Annotated in this window: 16 protein-coding genes; all 16 read left to right on the top strand. The window is 39.4% G+C overall.

Annotated features, from left to right (window positions below; all coding sequences use genetic code 11):
- Positions 1–196 precede the first annotated feature (196 nt).
- The 16 genes from ACKVEV_RS15255 to ACKVEV_RS15180 all read left to right on the top strand — a co-directional run bounded on the left by ACKVEV_RS15255 (position 197) and on the right by ACKVEV_RS15180 (position 18,935).
- On the top strand, positions 197–1,939 hold the full coding sequence (locus tag ACKVEV_RS15255) for a methyl-accepting chemotaxis protein (RefSeq protein ID WP_409367197.1): 1,743 nt from the start codon (positions 197–199) through the stop codon (positions 1,937–1,939).
- An 86-nt stretch (positions 1,940–2,025) separates the two neighbouring features.
- Positions 2,026–2,601, top strand: a complete 576-nt coding sequence (locus ACKVEV_RS15250) for a YdcF family protein (protein ID WP_409367196.1) — start codon at positions 2,026–2,028, stop codon at positions 2,599–2,601.
- A gap of 73 nt (positions 2,602–2,674) precedes the next feature.
- Positions 2,675–4,372, top strand: coding sequence for a M3 family oligoendopeptidase (locus tag ACKVEV_RS15245; protein WP_409367195.1), 1,698 nt, complete (start codon positions 2,675–2,677; stop codon positions 4,370–4,372).
- 625 nt (positions 4,373–4,997) lie between these two features.
- Positions 4,998–6,086, top strand: coding sequence for an AI-2E family transporter (locus tag ACKVEV_RS15240; protein ID WP_409367194.1), 1,089 nt, complete (start codon positions 4,998–5,000; stop codon positions 6,084–6,086).
- 12 nt (positions 6,087–6,098) lie between these two features.
- Positions 6,099–6,716: an NUDIX hydrolase gene (locus ACKVEV_RS15235; RefSeq protein WP_409367193.1), complete on the top strand. Its 618-nt coding sequence runs from the start codon at positions 6,099–6,101 to the stop codon at positions 6,714–6,716.
- A 215-nt stretch (positions 6,717–6,931) separates the two neighbouring features.
- On the top strand, positions 6,932–8,992 hold the full coding sequence (locus tag ACKVEV_RS15230) for a helix-turn-helix domain-containing protein (RefSeq protein WP_409367192.1): 2,061 nt from the start codon (positions 6,932–6,934) through the stop codon (positions 8,990–8,992).
- A 480-nt stretch (positions 8,993–9,472) separates the two neighbouring features.
- Complete coding sequence (locus ACKVEV_RS15225; RefSeq protein ID WP_409367191.1) at positions 9,473–10,663, top strand: acyl-CoA dehydrogenase family protein; 1,191 nt, start codon at positions 9,473–9,475, stop codon at positions 10,661–10,663.
- A gap of 21 nt (positions 10,664–10,684) precedes the next feature.
- A complete protein-coding gene (locus ACKVEV_RS15220; protein WP_409367190.1) occupies positions 10,685–11,869 on the top strand; it encodes an acyl-CoA dehydrogenase family protein in 1,185 nt (394 codons plus the stop codon).
- Positions 11,820–13,565 carry a class I adenylate-forming enzyme family protein gene (locus tag ACKVEV_RS15215; protein WP_409367189.1) on the top strand — a complete coding sequence of 582 codons (1,746 nt, stop codon included), beginning with the start codon at positions 11,820–11,822 and terminating at the stop codon, positions 13,563–13,565. Before ACKVEV_RS15220 ends, ACKVEV_RS15215 begins: the two co-directional genes overlap by 50 nt.
- Before the next feature lie 11 nt (positions 13,566–13,576).
- The gene (locus ACKVEV_RS15210) at positions 13,577–14,746 is read left to right on the top strand and encodes a thiolase family protein (protein ID WP_409370567.1); all 1,170 of its coding nucleotides are present in this window, start codon (positions 13,577–13,579) and stop codon (positions 14,744–14,746) included.
- Positions 14,747–14,758: 12 nt separating this feature from the next.
- The gene (locus ACKVEV_RS15205; protein WP_409367188.1) at positions 14,759–15,520 is read left to right on the top strand and encodes a 3-hydroxyacyl-CoA dehydrogenase; all 762 of its coding nucleotides are present in this window, start codon (positions 14,759–14,761) and stop codon (positions 15,518–15,520) included.
- A gap of 15 nt (positions 15,521–15,535) precedes the next feature.
- Positions 15,536–16,324: an enoyl-CoA hydratase/isomerase family protein gene (locus tag ACKVEV_RS15200; protein WP_409367187.1), complete on the top strand. Its 789-nt coding sequence runs from the start codon at positions 15,536–15,538 to the stop codon at positions 16,322–16,324.
- Between the two features lie 60 nt (positions 16,325–16,384).
- Positions 16,385–17,485, top strand: coding sequence for a CaiB/BaiF CoA transferase family protein (locus ACKVEV_RS15195; RefSeq protein ID WP_409367186.1), 1,101 nt, complete (start codon positions 16,385–16,387; stop codon positions 17,483–17,485).
- A gap of 150 nt (positions 17,486–17,635) precedes the next feature.
- Positions 17,636–18,100, top strand: a complete 465-nt coding sequence (locus ACKVEV_RS15190) for a hypothetical protein (RefSeq protein WP_409367185.1) — start codon at positions 17,636–17,638, stop codon at positions 18,098–18,100.
- Positions 18,101–18,119: 19 nt separating this feature from the next.
- Positions 18,120–18,311, top strand: coding sequence for a hypothetical protein (locus ACKVEV_RS15185; protein WP_409367184.1), 192 nt, complete (start codon positions 18,120–18,122; stop codon positions 18,309–18,311).
- Between the two features lie 18 nt (positions 18,312–18,329).
- Positions 18,330–18,935 (top strand): alpha/beta hydrolase, encoded by a 606-nt coding sequence (locus ACKVEV_RS15180; RefSeq protein WP_409367183.1) that lies wholly within the window; start codon positions 18,330–18,332, stop codon positions 18,933–18,935.
- Positions 18,936–18,939 lie beyond the last annotated feature (4 nt).

Below are 18,939 nucleotides of genomic sequence, written 5' to 3'. Positions count from 1 at the left end.
AACTATTTTTCTACTTGCAATATCCCTGTAGAAAGATAGTTTTTTTCTTTGCGAAAAAATATGTATTTTAGCATATATAAATGAAAAGGCAAGTAATATACACATTTGTTGTGAAATACCCATTGTGTAAACTGTAAATCCATTCCATAATAGGTATGAATGCATTAAACGAACGAAGTAAAAAGGGGTGTTAAGCATGAAGTTTTTACGTTCAATACAGGGGAAATTGATTATCGTTTCAATGGCATTACTAATAGTGCCAAGTTTAATCATTGGGATCGTAAGTTATGGGAAAGCAAAAGATGGGATGGAAGGATTAGGCGAACAAGTTCTTCAAAATAGTGTGGAGTCTACACTGCAATTAATCGAACTTGCAAATGAGCGTGTGGAAAAAGGTGATATTCCTTTGGAGCTTGCGCAGGAAAGAGTACGTGAAGCATTGCTTGGTCCAAAGGATAGTGAGGGCAAGCGGCCAATTAATTATCCAGGTGATTTAGGTCAATATGGATATTTATATGTTTTGGACGACAAGGGGACACTCACAACGCATCCTACTCGTGAAGGCGATAATTTGTGGGATGAACAGGATAGTAGTGGTAAATATTTTATTCGTGATGTAACTGAACGAGCATTAGAGGGCGGTGGCTTTACGGAATATGAATTTGCACTGCCAGGACAGGACGTCTTAGCTGATAAAATTATTTACTCCGCAAAAGATCCACATTGGGGATGGATCGTAGCATCTGGTACATATATGCAAGATTTTAATAAGGAAGCCAATTCGTTGTTATTGGTTATAGGTGCGACATTATTAGGTGCCATAATTATCGGCACAGTTATCGTCATGCTCGTATCGAGACATCTAGCTTTACCGGTTAAAAACATATCGAAGCGTGTACAAGAAGTGGCACAAGGCAATTTAGCGGTTGAAATGGAAACCCTTCAACGATCAGATGAGATTGGCCAATTAAACGCAGGCTTTAATGATATGGTCGATCAATTGAAGACATTAATAACAAATGTAGAGGAAGCAATCGTTGAAATACAATCCACTTCTTCGAATTTAACAGCCGTAGCAGAGGAAACAAATGCTTACGGTGATGAAATCGTCAAAGCGATTAATGAAGTATCGAGAGGGGCAGTAAAGCAAGCATCCGACGCTGAGGATACGAATCGCACAGCAATGGCATTTGCACAACAGATTGAAGAATTACATGATAAAAATGACTTAATGCTAGATGCTTCTCAAATGATGAAGCACTCCAATGAAGAAGGGCTAATCAATTTACACAGCTTGAAGGATAAATCACAAGAATCGTCTACGCTTATTAGTAGTGTACAAACAGTATTCAATAGCTTAATTGTCAAAGTAAGAGAAATTGAAGGCATTGTTGGTACGATTAATGAAATTTCGGATCAAACAAATCTACTTGCATTAAATGCATCGATTGAAGCTGCCCGGGCTGGGGAGCATGGGAAAGGGTTTGCTGTCGTAGCTGAAGAAGTACGGAAGTTAGCAGACCAAACATCAGTTGCAACGGATTTAGTACGTACGACATTACGTGGTATTGAAAGTGAAACGCATTTAGTGAACGATGAAATGCAGAAAACGAATACGATCGTTCGACAGCAAAATGATTCGGTGAGTATGATGGAATCTTCATTTAATGACATTGAACTAGCTGTGGAAAAGATTATAGCGATTATTGGAGACATGACTTCAGGGGTAGAATATTTAAATAGTTCTAAAGAAGACATGATGCAATCGATTGAAAGTATCGCACTGATTAGTGAAAGAAATGCCGCAGCCTCAGAGGAAGTAACAGCATCTGTTGATGAACAACAAAGAGCGATACAACTTGTTAGCGAATCCTCTAACGATTTAACAGACGAAATCTCGGCATTACAGGAATCTATACAACGCTTTACAATAAGATAATACTGCAGATGCTTGTACGGTAGCCATACATTGTACAAGCATCCTTTTTATGTTTGAGGCGTTGTAAGTAAAAAGGGGTGGTGTATGTGAAAAAGTGGTTAGTGGGAGGCATCGTCATTATCCTATGTATAGGGAGTGCTCTATACATCTGGTTAGAACAAGAAATGAAAAGAGGAACAAAGCCAATGGCAGATGGCACAGCACAATATGTCATCGTCCTTGGGGCAAAAGTAAAGCCTGGTGGCATACTGTCACTATCTTTAAAAAATAGACTAGAAGAAGCTGTCAGCTATTTAAATCAGTACCCGGATGTCAAAGTCATTGTATCGGGTGGACAAGGAGCAGATGAGGATCGGACAGAAGCGTCTGCAATGCTTTCGTACTTACAAGACAAGGGGATTGACCGTGAACGAATTTTAGTGGAAGAGCAATCTACGTCGACCTATGAAAACCTACTATTTTCAAAAGAATTACTACCTGAGGGGACGAAACGAATTACTATCGTCTCGAATGATTTTCATTTACAACGAGCGAAGTATTTAGCACAGAAGCTAGATTTAGAGGCAGATGTCGTCGTAGCAAAAACCCCAAAATCTGTTGAAGCGAAGTTAAAACTGCGTGAAAGAGCGGCATTGTTAAAAACCTATATCATCGGTCATTAATTGCTTTCTTTCCCTTATGTTTTTGGCATATAATAGAAATATATTGAGTAAACGACAGAAAGAGGGTACTTCTATGACAACGTTTAAAGATTATGTATACAACCGTCCGAACGTGGAAGCAATGAAAAAGCAACAACTAGCTATTATCGAGCAATTTAAAGAAGCACAAACAGTTGAAGCACAAAGTGAGCTAATTGAAAAAGTAAATGAACTGAGTAATGAATATGCAACAATGGCTAATCTCGTATATATTCGAGCATCTATCGATACGAATGATGCCTTTTATCAAGAAGAACGCGACTATTTTGATGAAGTAGGTCCTGAGCTTGAAGAAATGACAACGGAGTATTATAAAGCATTAATCGCTTCACCTTTCCGCGCGCAGTTAGAAGAAAAATGGGGCCAACAGTTATTCGATTTAGCATCCTATCAAATTAAAGGATTTTCTCCGCAAGTAATTGATTTAATGCAAAAGGAGAACAAGCTAGTTTCAGAATATAATAAACTAGTTGCTTCAGCGCAAATTGACTTTAATGGGGAAACATTAACGTTAGCACAGCTAGGACCTTATGCAGAATCGACAGATCGTGCAATGCGTAAAGCGGCTACAGAAGCGCGCTTTGGCTTCTTTGCAGAACATGAAGAGGAATTTGACCGATTATATGATGAGCTTGTGAAAGTCCGTCATGAAATTGCAGTGAAATTGGGCTATAAAAACTATGTAGAACTTGGCTATATTCGTATGAATCGTATTGATTATAATGCGGAAATGGTGAAAAAATTCCGTGATCAAGTACGTGATTTAATCGTACCGGTTGCAACAAAATTATTTGAGCGCCAAGCAAAGCGTATCGGGATTTCTGACCTAAAGTTTTATGATGAAGCGTTAAATTTCTTAACAGGAAACGCTACGCCAAAAGGCGATGCAAATTGGATTGTTGAGAACGGGAAAAAAATGTATGAAGAACTATCAGCTGAAACTGGTGAGTTTTTCAACTTTATGATTGACCATGACTTAATGGATTTAGTAGCGAAGAAAGGGAAAGAAAGTGGTGGCTATTGTACGTTTATTGAAAATTACCATTCGCCATTTATTTTCTCGAATTTCAACGGTACATCAGGTGATATTGATGTGTTAACACATGAGGCTGGACATGCCTTCCAAGTGTATTCAAGCCGCGATATCGGCATCCCAGAATATTTATGGCCAACATATGAGTCTTGTGAAATCCACTCGATGAGTATGGAGTTTTTCACTTGGCCGTGGATGGAGTTATTCTTCAAAGAAGATACGGAGAAATATAAATTTACGCATTTAAGCAGTGGCCTTTTATTCCTTCCTTATGGAGTTGCGGTAGATGAGTTCCAACATGTTATTTATGAAAATCCGACGATGACACCAGCTGAGCGTAAAGCGGCATGGAAAAAAATTGAGGAAACGTATTTACCGCACCGTGATTATGATGGCAATAGCTATTTAGAGTCAGGTGGTATTTGGCAACGTCAGGCACATATTTATGCTAGCCCATTCTATTATATTGACTATACGTTAGCACAAATTTGTGCATTCCAATTCTGGAAGCGTTCACGTGAAGAGTTTGATGCTGCATGGAAGGACTATATCCATTTATGTGGCTTAGGCGGTTCTATGTCATTTACAAAGCTCGTAAAAGAAGCGGGCTTAATTTCACCATTCGAGGATGGCTGTGTAGAATCAGTCATCGGTGTAATTGAGGATTACTTAAATTCAGTGGATGATACAAAGTTGTAGAACCTGTTTTAAGACTAAGTAGAACAAGTTCCGCAAAGAACACTAGTTGATGTTAGCGAAGGCGGTGACTCCTGCTCAGAATGCACACAACGTAAGACGCAACAAGCCGCGCGAAAGCGGGGGTTGCGGCTTACGTGTGTGCCCGCGGAAAGCACCGCCGTAGGGGACATCAAGACATAGAAAAAGTGTTCCGCTTGCTAATATCTTTCCGCGATGTAAAATAAATGTCACTTTAGCTATTTCACACTATTGCAATAGATAAAATATAGAAGCAAACACTAGTTGATGGTAGCGAAGGCGGTGACTCCTGCGGGAACACACACAACGTAAGACGCAACAAGCCGCGCGTAAGCGAGGGTTGCGGCTTACGTGTGTGCCCGCGGAAAGCACCGCCGTAGCGGACATCAACGATATAGAAAAGTGTTAGATTGATGGCTGTCAATCTAACACTTTTTCTCATTGTCCCAACGGAGCCAGGTGAGAGGGTTTTCTATAAAAATTGTCAAAGAAAAGTTGTTTTTTAGCCTATTCTCTTTTTATCTTTGTAATAAATACTAGGATACTTGCGAAATGGTTAATATATAAGTAGTATTTTCAGTAACCGTGATAAAAGGAAGTGAAGAATGTGACGAGGAAAGTATGGTTTCAAGTAGGAGTAGGAATTTTACTCGTTCTACTCATACTTAAATATTTTATTGAAATTCATTGGATTTTCTCACCGCTTGCGATTATTTTAAAAGCCATATTTGTGCCATTATTACTTGGCGGCGTGTTGTATTATGTGACAGAGCCAATTCAACGATTTTTAGAAAAGCGCAAATGGCCGAGATGGGCTAGTATATTAACAATTATTGTTGGGCTAATTGCAATGGTAGTAGGCTTTGGGTGGGTTGTCGGTAATCCGATAGCGACACAGCTTAGTAATCTTGCAAAAAATGCCCCGTTGATAAGTTCTAGCATTCAAGAGGCAACTGACTATGTGATTAGCTTGTTCAGTAATAAGGATAACTTGCCTCCGCAAGTAACCGAATTTATCGATAATCTTGCCAATTCAGTACAAAGTATTGCTGTCGTGGCAAGCAAGTGGGTCGTATCATTTATACAATCCATCGTTTCCGTTTCATTACTAGCTATTTTAATTCCATTCTTCTTCGTCTTTATGTTGAAGGACCATGAGAAATTTGCGCCGTCCATTTATAAATATTTTAATGGTGAGCGTCGTGAATGGGTGAAAAAGACATTAAGTGAGATAGATGATGTGTTACGTAGCTATATTCAAGGACAATTGCAAATTAGTTTTTTACTAGCACTTATCATGTATGTTGGGTATTTAATTATTGGTTTAGAGTACTCATTATTGCTCGTTATTTTTGCTTTCTTTATGAATATGATTCCGTTTATTGGGCCGTGGATTGCCCTTACACCGGCAGTCATTGTGGCGGTCATCCAAGATCCAATGCTCGTAGTTTGGGTGTGCGTTGTGACACTGATTGCGCAACAAATTGATAGTAACTTTATTACACCAAATGTGATGGGGAAATCACTTGATATCCATCCGTTAACGGTTATTACGATTATTTTAGCAGCTGGAAATATAGCAGGCTTCATCGGAATAATTATTGCCGTGCCATTTTATGCGGTAATTAAGGTTATCGTTTCAAATATTTATGACAAACGAATTGCGATAAAGAAAAAGGCGACGAAGTCAGTATAGGAGTCGAATAAAATGGAACAAGAAATTGTAAAAGTTTTTAATGAGCAACATGAGCAAATTGGAACGGCTACAAGAGCAGAAGTACATGAAAAAGGTTTGTGGCATGAGACTTTTCACTGCTGGCTTGTCAACGAAAACTATATTTACTTCCAAATTCGTAGCGCGCAAAAAAAAGACTATCCAGGACTGCTCGATATTACAGCAGCAGGTCATTTATTAGCGATTGAGACAGTGGAAGCGGGCATACGAGAAGTAAGAGAAGAATTAGGATTAACAATCGATATTCATGAAATCGTGAAAATGGGTATGACTTCATGTAGCATCGTATCCGAAAAAATGATTGATAATGAATTTTGTCATGTTTATTTGTACCCGTTTGAGGACAATTGGGATGCTTTTGCGTTGCAATATGAAGAAGTTTCCGGTGTTGTTCGCGCAAAGCTTGATGAAGCTGAAGCTTTCTTTTTAGGAAAAACGAGTACTTTAAATATTGAAGGATATGAATATTTCCCTGATGGACAACGAGCGCACTTAGTTCGCCCTGTCACTACAGCTCAATTTGTTCCATATCGTGAGTTGTATGTTGCGAATGTGATTGATTTTGTGAAAAACAATATGTATCATCGATAGAATAAAATAGAAAACGCGCTTCATGAGATTAAACTACAAACTATCGTAGTTTGGCATGATAGCGTGTTTTTTTGTTTTTTTGACAACTTATTTAAATTATTTTTGTAAATAAAATGTTTGCGCAGCAGGTAAAAGTAAGTTGAATCGTGAAATATATGTAATTAATAGTATGGATTAATTTGTTGTGTAATTTCCTACAAAAAAGGAGGTTAAAAATGACCCAGTACTTTAGTGAACTTGCCAATCGATTTCATTGGGAAAGCAACTATCAAATTTGGATTGCTAGTCTAGAACATCCTGTTTTTGAATTAATCGAAGGTGTAAGGGAACGCACTATTTTGCCATTTCAGCATTTAGCGTCTCATAATGAGGATATTTTTCAAATAATTCAGAACGATAAGATGTTTATTGTTTTTACATATCCGGGGAATTATCAAATTATGCTTAATTTGTATGAACACAAAACATTTACTGAAGGAGAGTTAGTCGTTTTATTTCATTACTTATATCCCTATTATACGAATGCAGCTATTAAACGAGAGAGATATAAACTAGGGAAAGTGATAGAAAGTACACGCAAAGCCTCAGCTACCTTAAGTACGGAGGAGATTTATAACAACATTTTGTCCTATGCAATGGATGTAATTCCTAATTGTGATATCGGAACTTTATGGTGGTTTGATGAAGAGAAGCACAAATTGACGTGCAAAGCTTCTGTCGGAAATATATTAAAAGGCATTACTAAAATGGAATTTAATGTAGATGAGGGGCCAGTTGGATATACATATTCAATGAATATTCCGCTATTATCCAATGCGAACAATAATAGTATTTGGGAAACGATAGGTAATATTTCTTCTGAAAACTCTAAATACTGGGACCCATCTTATGAGTTTACGAAACATGTCAAATCATTTTTGACGTACCCGATTATGGTAGACGATCAAGTAGAAGGGGTCATATTTCTATGCCAAATTATTAAGCCCTATCCTTTGTCAGATGAAGATTTACATCTTTTACAAGGCTTTTCATCGCAAGTAGGCATATCAATTCGTAATGCAAGACAGTACTCGCACATTAAAAACTTAAATGATGTGCTACTAAAGCGAGATGATATTCACGCAACGCTTACGAAGTTATCTATTCAAAATAAGGGCGTCTTAAAAATTGTAGAAGAGATGTCTCGAATGATGGGCAAAAATGTGCTGTTTGTTGATTTATTAGAAAATGAAATAACGCCTATTACGGCAAAACTTCCTGTTCAACTATCGTATAAAGATTTAAATGGTATTTTACAATCAACGTTAGAGCAACCATTTTATGAGTTGAAACGGTCCGGCTATGTGACCCATATTATTTATCCAATCCGTTCGATGCAAATTACATTAGGCTGTATCATTGTCGAAAGTGCAACGCAAATTGAGCAAATGGATACCATTGTAATGGAGCAAGGACATTCTGTGCTTGCGCTTGAACTAGTGAGAAAACAAAATGATACTGCTTTCTACTATAAAAAGCGGCGCGAACTATTTTCTGAGTTAGTGAATTCTAAAGATCAGTCCATTGTTTTGCAAAAGGCCCAAGAGCTTAATATTAGCTTGCATGAGCCATGCAATGTCACCTTATTTAAACTGAGCCATTATAAAAGCCCTCATCATTTAGAAGCATTTATCCATCGTTTAACAGCGCAATTAAAACGAGACTTATTCTCTTATATTCAGCTTCTTTATGCGTATCATGATGAAGTTACAGTTGTAAGCAGCGTTCATAGCGCAACTGATAAACAGTTTCGTAAAAAGTTAGAAAGTATTTGTCATGAATGGGGCAAAGAGAAAAGCGTTACGTTAAGCTGTGGACTCGGGTCAACTTATCAAGATGTTTACTTTTTACCAAAAACGTTTGATGAGGCAAAAACAGCATTAGCTTATTTAAATTCGAGAGGACAGCATGGATTAATAGATTATTCGCAGATTGGTGTCAATCGCTTATTTATTAAACAAGATCAGCAGGAAATTAAACATTTTTTAGCTGAAGTGTTTGAGCCACTCCGTACAAAACAAAGCAAGAATAATTCATTAGAAGAAACACTAATCGTCTATATAGACACAAATCGCTCCGCTGTGAAGGCTGCTGAAATGCTACATGTTCATATTAACACGCTCTATCAACGACTAAGAAAAATAGAAGAAGTGCTAGCTATTTCTTTCCAACAGCCTGGAGATTTATTAAAACTGCAATTAGCGTGCTATTTAAAGCAGTCTTATAGTCATTTATAGCAAGAATCAAAGCCTGAATGGAAACTCAGCAATCCTTTTTTTAATAAATAGTAATAGAAGTGAGCCCTAGTTGTTGGTAGCGAAGGCGGCGACTCCTGCGGCTTACGTGTGTGCCCGCGGAAAGCGCCCGCCTTAGCGGACAACAACGGCATAGAAAAAAGTGTTGGATTGATCGTAGTCAATCTAACACTTTTTCTCTTTATCCTAGACTCATCCTTATATAAAATCATCCATTTATCAAATGCAAACACTGTAAAAACATACATTGTACGAATCAGACTTCGAGAATAAAATAACGTTAATAAGCAGAAAAATTCTTCTTTAAGAAGAAAAAATATACTTTTTAACAAAAAGAGGTGGTTGGTATGAAGCTGTATTGTAAATAGTGTTGGATTTTTGCAAAGCCTTAACTTGTTGATTTGGAATCTGCGCGTACATTATATGTCATTTCCACTGCATAACAAAAAGGGGGGGATTATTTTGAATTTAACATATACACAAGAAGACGAGCTCTTTCGTTTAGAAATAAGAAGTTGGTTAGAAGCTAACTTGCCTGAGGGATGGATAGAGGGAAGACGCCATTTGCCGGAAGATGATCGACAACGAAAAGACTTTTTAAAAGCTTGGCAACGCAAGCTGATGGAAGGTGGCTGGGCTGGCATTCACTGGCCGAAGCAATATGGTGGACGTGGTGCATCATTAATTCAAGAAGTCATTTATCAGGAAGAACTAGCGCGCGTCAAAGCACCGCCCGTTTTGAATTTTATGGGCATTAATATGGTAGGGCCAACGTTAATCCAAATGGGCACATCTGAACAAAAAGAAAAGTACATCGACAAAATTTTAAGCGGTGAAGAAATTTGGTGTCAAGGCTTCTCTGAACCGAATGCTGGCTCGGACCTAGCGGGTTTACAGACGAAAGCGGTAGAACGAGATGGAAAATGGTACATTACGGGTCAAAAAGTTTGGACCACATATGCACATATGGCTGATAAATGTTTTATTTTAGCCAGAACGAGTAGCGCAGGGAAACGCCATGAGGGAATTACAGCTTTTTTAATCGATATGCACCAGCCGGGTGTTGAAGTACGACCAATTTATCAAATGAATGATGACCATGACTTTAATGAGATTTTCTTACAAGATGCTGTAGCGGAAGCTGCAGATGTAGTAGGTGGTGTAGGAATGGGTTGGCAAGTTTCAATGGCATTACTTAGTCATGAACGGGTTGGCGTAGCGGGTACGATTTTCCATCTGGAAAATATTTTTGAAAACTTAGTGCAGGATATGCAACGGAAGGACGCAAATCGCAACATGGCGATTGATAATCCACACCATGCTACGAAGCTTGCTCAAATTTATACGCGATTACGCGCTGCATCATTGAACTACTATCGCAATTTAACGAAAACGATTGATCAAGGCTATCCTGGGCCAGAGGGATCGATTGATAAATTAGTTAGTAGTGAGCTTTCAAAAGAGCTTACGAATTTTGCAGTGTCTATGCAAGGTATACAGGGCGTGCTTTGGAAAGGTGACGAAAATACATCTGTTGATTGGCAACATCAGTATTTACAATCTTTTGGTTCAACGATTGCTGGCGGGACGACTGAAATTTTGAAAAATGTCATTGGTGAACGCATTCTAGGTTTACCAAAGGATTTAAAATAATTACGTTGTAAGGGAGGGCTAATGATGCACTTTGCATTGACAAAAGAGCAGAAACTATTTCAAACATCGCTTAGAAAATATTTAGTGGCGCAGGACAAAACACGTGCTGCCAGGTTGTTTATAACGGGTGACCTATCACACTATGAAAAAATTTGGACAGGCTTAGCAGAACTAGGGGCTATGGCCATTAATATCCCAGAGGAATACGGCGGTGCCGGTTTGTCGCAAGTAGACCTTATACCTGTGCTAGAAGAAGTTGGGCGTATTTTATTGCCTGGTGTTTATGCGGAAACGGTGGCATTTGCCACACCTCTTATTACACAATACGGGACAGCGCAACAAAAGGAGCGCTATTTACCGAAAATTGCAGCCGGAGCAGCAAAGTTTACGTTAGCAATTGCGGAGCCAGACACATGGAGCTTTGTTCAGCAGGCTATTCAGTTACAAGCAAAGCCGATTGGGGATTATTTTATTCTGAATGGCACGAAAACTTTTGTTATAGATGGCGATCATGCTGATGCTATCATCGTCGCCGCCAAAACAGCTGAAGATGCTATAACGCTTTTTATTGTAGATAAAGAGGATGTGCAATGGTCGACAAAACGTTTGCAAGTTGTTGATGAAACAAAGGCTATAACGGAAGTACATTTCGATAATATCCGCCTGTCAAAAACGGCGGTTCTTGGAGAAATTAATAACGGTTGGTCCATCTATCAGCAAGGTCAACAAGCATTAAAGGCTGCCTTAGCGATGATGAGTGTAGGCAGTATGGAAGAGGTGGTCGAGATGTGTGCGGAATATGCCAAGACGCGAGAGCAATTTGGTCATGCAATCGGTCGTTTCCAAGCGGTGAAGCATCGAATTGTTGAGATGAAGGTTGAATTAGATTTAGCTAAATCAATTGTTTATTATGCTAATTGGGCAGTAGCAGAGCAACCGACAGATGTTGTGTCAGCAGTAGCGAGTGCAGATGCATTTGCGAAAAATGCTTTTATCGAAGTCGCAGCGCATAATATCCAAATGCATGGTGGGATAGGGTTTACAACAGAAATTGATTGTCATTTATTTTTGAAAAGAGCTCGTTTGTTGGAAAGCTATTTAGGTCAATTGCAAGATTCATACGATGTCATTATAAAAGCACAGGGGTGGATGCTAAATGATCAAACAGTTCAACAATCCGAAGTTTTACAATCAAACAATACCTAATGAAATCACTATTCCCCATGTACCGGTCGGCGCAATTATTAAGGGGGCTGCCAAGTATTATGGAGAGCGCGTTGCCTTTCTTTTTCGCCAAAAAGAGCTAACTTACAAAGAGCTTTACAATCAAGCATTGCGTTTAGCGAATGGGCTCAAAGAGATGGGCATTGGCAAAGGTGATGTTGTTGCGATTCAAATGCTGAATTGCACACAATATGCTGTTTCCTATTATGGTGTCGTGCTAGCGGGGGCTACGTATACACCTGTTAATCCATTATTACCGAAGGACGAATTTTTATTTCAACTACAGGATAGCGGTGCGAAAGTGCTAATCACCTATGAACAGCTTGCTACTTTGTGGGAAGATGTTATGCAGCATGCCAAAATTAAAAAAGTTATTGTGACAGGCGATGTAGAGGTAGCTTCCTTAGAACAATGCCTAGACACAACGTCTTACGGTGAAGATGTTGTAAGTTTCAATCGCTTTATTAATGACCATGAAGCACGTGAATTTACTGTTGATATTGATGTTTTAGAAGATGTAGTACACATCGCTTATACGGGCGGCACAACAGGAAAACCAAAAGGCGTTATGATTACGCATAAAAACTTAATCAGTAATATTTTGCAATCTGCTGCATGGTCTTCAGCAGCATTGGCACAAGTTGATGACGATGGTGCATTAACGGTCAATATTGTGGAGCCAGATACTAATGAATATTTGAAGCACTATCCAACATTACCGGGGACCAATGTTCGTCTTAGCCCTGCACCAATGTATCATGGGGCGGGTACGATGGGCGGTTTAGCGTACGGTGTACTTTTAGGGGCCACTTCTATTTTATTCGACCGTTTTATCCCAGAAGAATTTTTAGCAGATTTAGAACGTTATAAAATAACAGAGTTATCGGGCGCTCCTGCTATGTTTAACTTCTTATTGATGCATCCGAACATTGAAAAGCATGATTTCTCCAGCGTTCGGACAATTAATTCAGGCGCGGCACCAATCGCGATGGAAACGATGAAGCTACTTATCAAACATTTCCCGAACGCGGTTGTCACAGAGGGCTATGGTTTGACAGAAGCTACAGCGAGTGCTGTGCAAAGTGTTGGCTTTTATGGCGGTGAACGGAAGTTAGGGACAGTAGGATTACCTATTTATAATACAAAGGTTAAATTAATGTCTGTTGACGAACAAGGTAAAGAAATAACGGAGGCTGGTCAACGTGGGGAAGTATGCATCAAAGGCCCGCAAGTAATGAAAGGTTATTTCAATAATCCAGAGGTGACAGCAGAAACTTTAATCGATGGTTGGTTGCACACAGGTGATATTGGTATTTTTGATGAAAATGGTTTCTTGTCCATAGTGGATCGTAAAAAAGATATGTTGATCTATAACGGTTATAACGTGTATCCACGCCAAATTGAAGAACATCTTTATGAGCATCCAGCTGTTGCAGCAGCTATTGTTGTCGGCATTCAAGATCCGAATGTAGGGGAAAAGCCAAAAGCATTTGTCGTATTAAAACAAGGGGTTTCTACAACTGAAGAAGCCATTATGCATTTCGTAAACGAAAAAGTTGTCCATTATTCACGTATACGCGAACTCGAATTTATCGATCAATTACCGATGACAGCTGCCGGAAAAATTTCGAAAATTCAATTAATAGAAAAAGAGAAAACACGTCTAAATCAAGTGTAGGGGGTTACATGATGTTTGAAGCAGTCATAGTAGATGCCATTCGTACACCGATGGGCAGACGCAACGGAAGCTTAGCGAATGAGCATCCTGTTGATTTATTAGGCTTTGTGTTACAGGCAATTATTGAACGCAATCATTTAGACCCAGCACTCGTCGATGATGTGATTGTCGGTTGTGTAGATCAAGTGGATGAACAATCATCAAATATTGCCCGCAATGCGTGGCTTGCCGCAGGACTTCCTATCTCAGTCCCTGGCACAACCATTGATAGGCAATGTGGCTCTAGCTTACAAGCGGTGCATTTTGCTGCACAAGGCATTATGGCCGGTAGCTATGATGTGGTGATTGCCGCGGGAATTGAGTCGATGTCACGTGTGCCAATCGGTTCCTCCGCTCGCGATGGCAAAACACCGATGACGAAAAGTCTATTTGAAAAATTCGATTTACAAGGTTATGGCTTTAATCAATTTGCTGGCGCTGAACTCATAGCACAAGAAGTCGGTTTAACGAGAGCGCAAATTGATGAATATAGTGCACGCTCACATCAACGAGCAGCAACAGCACAACGTAAAGGCTATTTTACTAATGAAATTATTGCCGTGCCGATACAGGATGCGGAAGGCAATGTGTCTGTTTTTGATAAGGATGAAACAATTAGACCAGATACTTCAGTTGAACAATTAGCAAATCTCAATCCTGTTTACGAAGGACTAAAAACAGTGACGCCTGGCACAGCGAGCCAAATCTCGGACGGTGCTAGTGCCGTGTTGATTGTTAGCAAAGAAGCGGCTGAAAAATATGATTTGCGACCACGTGCGCGGTTTATTGCGTTCTCGGTTGTCGGTACAGATCCTGTTGCGATGCTAAAGGGTCCGGCTGTCGCAACGCAAAAGGTGCTTGAAAAAGCAGGGTTAACGAAAGAGGATATTCATTTAGTAGAAATTAATGAAGCATTTTCATCTGTTGTACTGCGCTGGCAGCATGAAACGGCAATTCCACTAGAGAAGGTGAATGTTAATGGTGGTGCGATCGCATTAGGACATGCACTTGGTTCAACAGGTACAAGGCTTGTTGCTACATTACTCAATGAACTAGAAAGAAGGCAAGAGCGCTATGGACTCGTGACCATTTGTGAGGGCCCAGGCATGGCGAATGCTGTAATTATAGAACGGTGTGAATAGGGAGATGAAAACATGGATTTTAACAATAGAGCGGTAGTTGTAACAGGTGGGGGATCAGGTTTAGGTGAAGCAACAGCGAGAGTGATTGCTGAGCAAGGTGGATTTCCGGTTATTTTAGACTTAAATGAAGAAAAAGGTCATGCCATCGCAATGGAGTTAAACGGTCTATTTGTGAAAACAAATGTGACGAAGGAAGAAGAAGTGCAACAGGCTATTGATATGGCGCTCGAAAAATATGGCGCTATTCATGGTGTTGTCAATTGTGCAGGTTTAGGTACATCTACAAGGGTAGTAGGGAAAAAAGGGATTTTCCCATTAGATGAATTTAACTTTGTTGTACAAGTAAATTTAGTAGGGACATTTAATGTGATTCGTTTAGCTGCAGCTGCTATGGCTCATAACGATGCAAACGATTTTGGAGAAAAAGGTGTTATCGTGAACACAGCATCCGTTGCAGCGTTTGAAGGACAAATTGGTCAAGCTGCCTATGCTGCTTCGAAGGCGGGGATCGTTGGTATGACATTACCAATTGCCCGCGACCTTGCTAGCTATGGCATTCGTGTGATGACCATTGCACCAGGCATTTTTAATACACCTTTAATGGCAATGGCTCCTCAAGAGGTGAAAGAAGCATTAGGTAAGCAAATTCCGTTCCCACCGCGCTTAGGTGAAGCACCTGAATTTGCCCATTTAGTTAAGGCGATTTTTGAAAATCCAATGTTAAACGGTGAAACGATTCGCTTAGACGGTGCAGTACGCATGGGTCCACGATAAAAGGAGGATGGCAAAATGACATTAGAAACGATGACGGTTGAAAAGCTAGAGAATGGCGTGCATGTTGTAACGATTAATAATCCACCAGCAAATACTTTAAACTTAGGTATTCAAAATGACTTATTAAAAATTATTGAAAATGTAAAAAACGATGCCTCCATTCGTGTGCTAGTTTTTAAATCTGCTCATCCGAAAATTTTTATTGCGGGGGCTGATTTAGGGCAAATGAGTAATACGGATGGCCCTATTGATTACGCAGAAGGTGCAAAACAGTTACAGGATGTTTTTAATGCTTTAGAACAATTACCGATTCCAACAATTGCCGCAATTAATGGCCATGCACTAGGCGGTGGTTGTGAATTTGCACTGGCATGTGATTTCCGTATTATGGGTGGCGGTACAATTGGTTTGACTGAGGCTTCACTTGGCTTATTACCAGCTGCAGGTGGCACACAACGTTTACCGCGCTTAATTGGAGGCGCAAAAGCTCGTGAGTTAATGTTCTTTAGTAAGCGATTAAATGCGGCTGAGGCACAAGCGATAGGACTTGTGACAAAAGCTGTTGAACCAGCAGCACTAGATGAAGAGGTGTACCAGTTTGCCAATACGCTAGGTCAAGGAGCCATTAAAGCAATTGGTTTAATAAAAGAGTGTATTGTAGCTGTCGATAGCACGCTAGAAGAGGGGTTAAAAGTAGAACGGGAAGCGTTTGCTAGAACGTTTTTAACTGGTGAACCTGAAGAGGGTATGAAAGCCTTTTTTGAGAAGCGAGCACCTAATTTTTCACAGCAATTAACAACATAAAAATCTATGGGGCGTGACAATGATGTCATCGCCCTTTTAACAAATAAAGGGGGAGCAAGCATGTTACTAAATGGATTGAAAGTGTTAGATTTTTCTGGGCTTTTACCAGGCCCATTTGCGACAATGATGCTGGCTGATTTGGGCGCTGAGGTAGTGCATATTACAAAACCAGCTACAGGTGAAGGACGCTGGATTGTCGATGATTATTTACAACGCTCAAAAAAATCGTTAGCTGTGAATTTAAAAGATCCAACGGTTATCGAGCATTTGAGAGAGTTAGTGGCACACTATGATATTGTTGTAGAGCAATTTCGACCGGGCGTAATGGAACGGCTTGGCCTAGGTTATGAGGCTTTGAAAGAAGTGAATCCAAACATTATTTATTGTTCTATTTCCGGTTATGGACAAACAGGTCCTTATAAGGATAAAGGGGGGCATGATATCAATTATGTCTCTTTAGCAGGTATTCATGGCTATTCTGGTAGTCAACAACAAGGTCCGCCGAATCTTGGTATTCAAATTGCAGATTTAGCGGGAGGCTCTTTACATGCGGTTGTCGCCATTTTAGTCGCTGTCATCTATCGTACAAGGACAGGGGAGGGGCAACATTTAGATATTAGTATGACAGACTGTGCGTTAGCATTAAACGCATTAGCGGCACCTGAATTTTTAGTACAAGGAAAGCCATTAGAACGCGAACAAATGATGCTCAACGGCGGAAGCTTTTACGGTCATTTTGAAACGCAGGATGGACGCTATATGTCCGTTGGCAGCATAGAGCCTAAATTCCGCCAAGCTTTATGTACGGCCATTCATCGTCAAGATTTATTGCCGTTAGTGATGAGCTATAAGTCGGCAGATGAATTAGCATTTAAGCAGCAGCTAGCGGAAATTTTTAAAGCAAAAACATATGAACAATGGGTAGAAATTTTCGCTAAAATAGATGCGTGTGTGGAACCGGTATTATCTTTTGAAGAAACGGTGACACACCCATTATTCCTTGCACGCAATATGTTTGTTGATATTACAAAAGAAGATGGAACGATACAAAAACAGCTAGCCTGCCCTATTAAGTCTAATGTCTTTCAGCCAGTATATACAGCAGCCTGTGAAGCTATAGGGGAACATAACGAGGACATTCTTGGATTGTCTATTAAATAACGGAATTCTTATGTACGTAATCGTAGAAGCTCATAAAGATAACTTTGAAATGAATTGAAGTTATTTTTATGAGCATTTTATGTCTATATGTTAATTTATGTAGAAAATAAGCTATACTTGTATTTACAATGAAAGAAAAGGAGCATGTACATGCTAACATTTGAACAAAAACAAGCGATAATTGAATCGTTTTCTGAATTAACAAAAAAAGAAATTTCGATGAAACGAGTGAATTATCATTTTATGGACAGTTTGTTTGAAAAAACGATTGTCGTAGAAAAATTACACCCAAACGGCAATGGTTTTGTCTTTGTCGGTGACTTATTGCGCTATGAAAATGAAGCAAATGATAAAGGGTTAGTCAATATTCGTGATTACGATGAACAGCAGTTACGTGCCATTATTGAAGATGCCATTACGTATTTAGGTGAGGAACAAGAAGAAGAAGAACCGATTATTGAAACTTGGCGTAATCGTGAAGGGGATCAATTGGAGCTCGCTTTTGAGCAACGTTCATGGAATGTCTATCACCGCGATAATTTAGAAGAAGCCTTTGGCACATATGAAGCTGCGAAAGAGTATTTACTGGAAGAAGGCTTTCGTAAAAAGAATTAAGTAATATGGGGGAAATGAAATGAGCGGTAAAAAAATAGTGGGGATTGTCATTGTTGTTTTAGTTATTGCATGTTTATTTTCTGTTTTTACGATTCAAAATTTCTATAAAAACAATGAAGAACAGCCAAATAGCGAAAATCGTGAAATTAATAAGTCAAAAAGTTTGAATTTAATTTTACCACAGGCTACAATTATCTCGAATTCAAGATAATTGAAAGGTGATGTGTTCATGCAACATATATTTCATAAAGGAACAGATGAAACAAAACCTACCTTGTTATTATTACACGGTACAGGTGGAGACGAGCATTCTTTACTTAGCCTTGCAAAGGAAATAGATGCTACGGCCAATGTTTTAAGTGTTCGTGGTAATGTATTAGAAAATGGTATGCCTCGATTTTTCCGCCGTTTAGCTGAGGGTGTTTTTGATATAGAAGATTTAATCTTGCGTACGCAAGAATTACAAAGCTTTTTGGCAACAGCTGCACAGCAATACGGTTTTGATCGTACACGTATCGTAGCACTTGGCTACTCTAATGGAGCAAACATTGCTGCAAGCTTATTATTCCATTTTGAAGATGCATTGGCGGGTGCGATTTTACATCATCCGATGGTGCCAAGACGTGGAATTGAACTTCCTGCATTACCAAATACGCCTGTATTTATTGCAGCCGGAACAAATGATCCAATGTGTTCCGCACAGGAATCAGAGGATTTAGAGTCGCTATTATCTGGTGCAGGCGCGAATGTAACAACAGCATGGTTTAACTACGGTCATCAGCTAACAATGCCTGAAGTAGATGCAGCAAGAGAGTGGTATCGTAAAAACTTTTAAAACG

Source organism: Lysinibacillus sp. 38-6, from assembly GCF_046245175.1.
Classification (GTDB): domain Bacteria; phylum Bacillota; class Bacilli; order Bacillales_A; family Planococcaceae; genus Lysinibacillus.
The sequence above is the reverse complement of the archived record's forward strand: the minus strand, read 5'-3'. Positions and strand labels throughout refer to the sequence as shown.

What these genes read in the sequence shown, in the direction of transcription:
- ACKVEV_RS15255 (WP_409367197.1), top strand. Translation starts at nt 197, where the DNA reads ATGAAGTTTTTACGTTCAATACAGGGGAAATTGATTATCGTTTCAATG.
- ACKVEV_RS15245 (WP_409367195.1), top strand. Translation starts at nt 2,675, where the DNA reads ATGACAACGTTTAAAGATTATGTATACAACCGTCCGAACGTGGAAGCA.
- ACKVEV_RS15235 (WP_409367193.1), top strand. Translation starts at nt 6,099, where the DNA reads ATGGAACAAGAAATTGTAAAAGTTTTTAATGAGCAACATGAGCAAATT.
- ACKVEV_RS15230 (WP_409367192.1), top strand. Translation starts at nt 6,932, where the DNA reads ATGACCCAGTACTTTAGTGAACTTGCCAATCGATTTCATTGGGAAAGC.
- ACKVEV_RS15220 (WP_409367190.1), top strand. Translation starts at nt 10,685, where the DNA reads ATGATGCACTTTGCATTGACAAAAGAGCAGAAACTATTTCAAACATCG.
- ACKVEV_RS15215 (WP_409367189.1), top strand. Translation starts at nt 11,820, where the DNA reads ATGATCAAACAGTTCAACAATCCGAAGTTTTACAATCAAACAATACCT.
- ACKVEV_RS15210 (WP_409370567.1), top strand. Translation starts at nt 13,577, where the DNA reads ATGTTTGAAGCAGTCATAGTAGATGCCATTCGTACACCGATGGGCAGA.
- ACKVEV_RS15205 (WP_409367188.1), top strand. Translation starts at nt 14,759, where the DNA reads ATGGATTTTAACAATAGAGCGGTAGTTGTAACAGGTGGGGGATCAGGT.
- ACKVEV_RS15200 (WP_409367187.1), top strand. Translation starts at nt 15,536, where the DNA reads ATGACATTAGAAACGATGACGGTTGAAAAGCTAGAGAATGGCGTGCAT.
- ACKVEV_RS15195 (WP_409367186.1), top strand. Translation starts at nt 16,385, where the DNA reads ATGTTACTAAATGGATTGAAAGTGTTAGATTTTTCTGGGCTTTTACCA.
- ACKVEV_RS15190 (WP_409367185.1), top strand. Translation starts at nt 17,636, where the DNA reads ATGCTAACATTTGAACAAAAACAAGCGATAATTGAATCGTTTTCTGAA.
- ACKVEV_RS15185 (WP_409367184.1), top strand. Translation starts at nt 18,120, where the DNA reads ATGAGCGGTAAAAAAATAGTGGGGATTGTCATTGTTGTTTTAGTTATT.
- ACKVEV_RS15180 (WP_409367183.1), top strand. Translation starts at nt 18,330, where the DNA reads ATGCAACATATATTTCATAAAGGAACAGATGAAACAAAACCTACCTTG.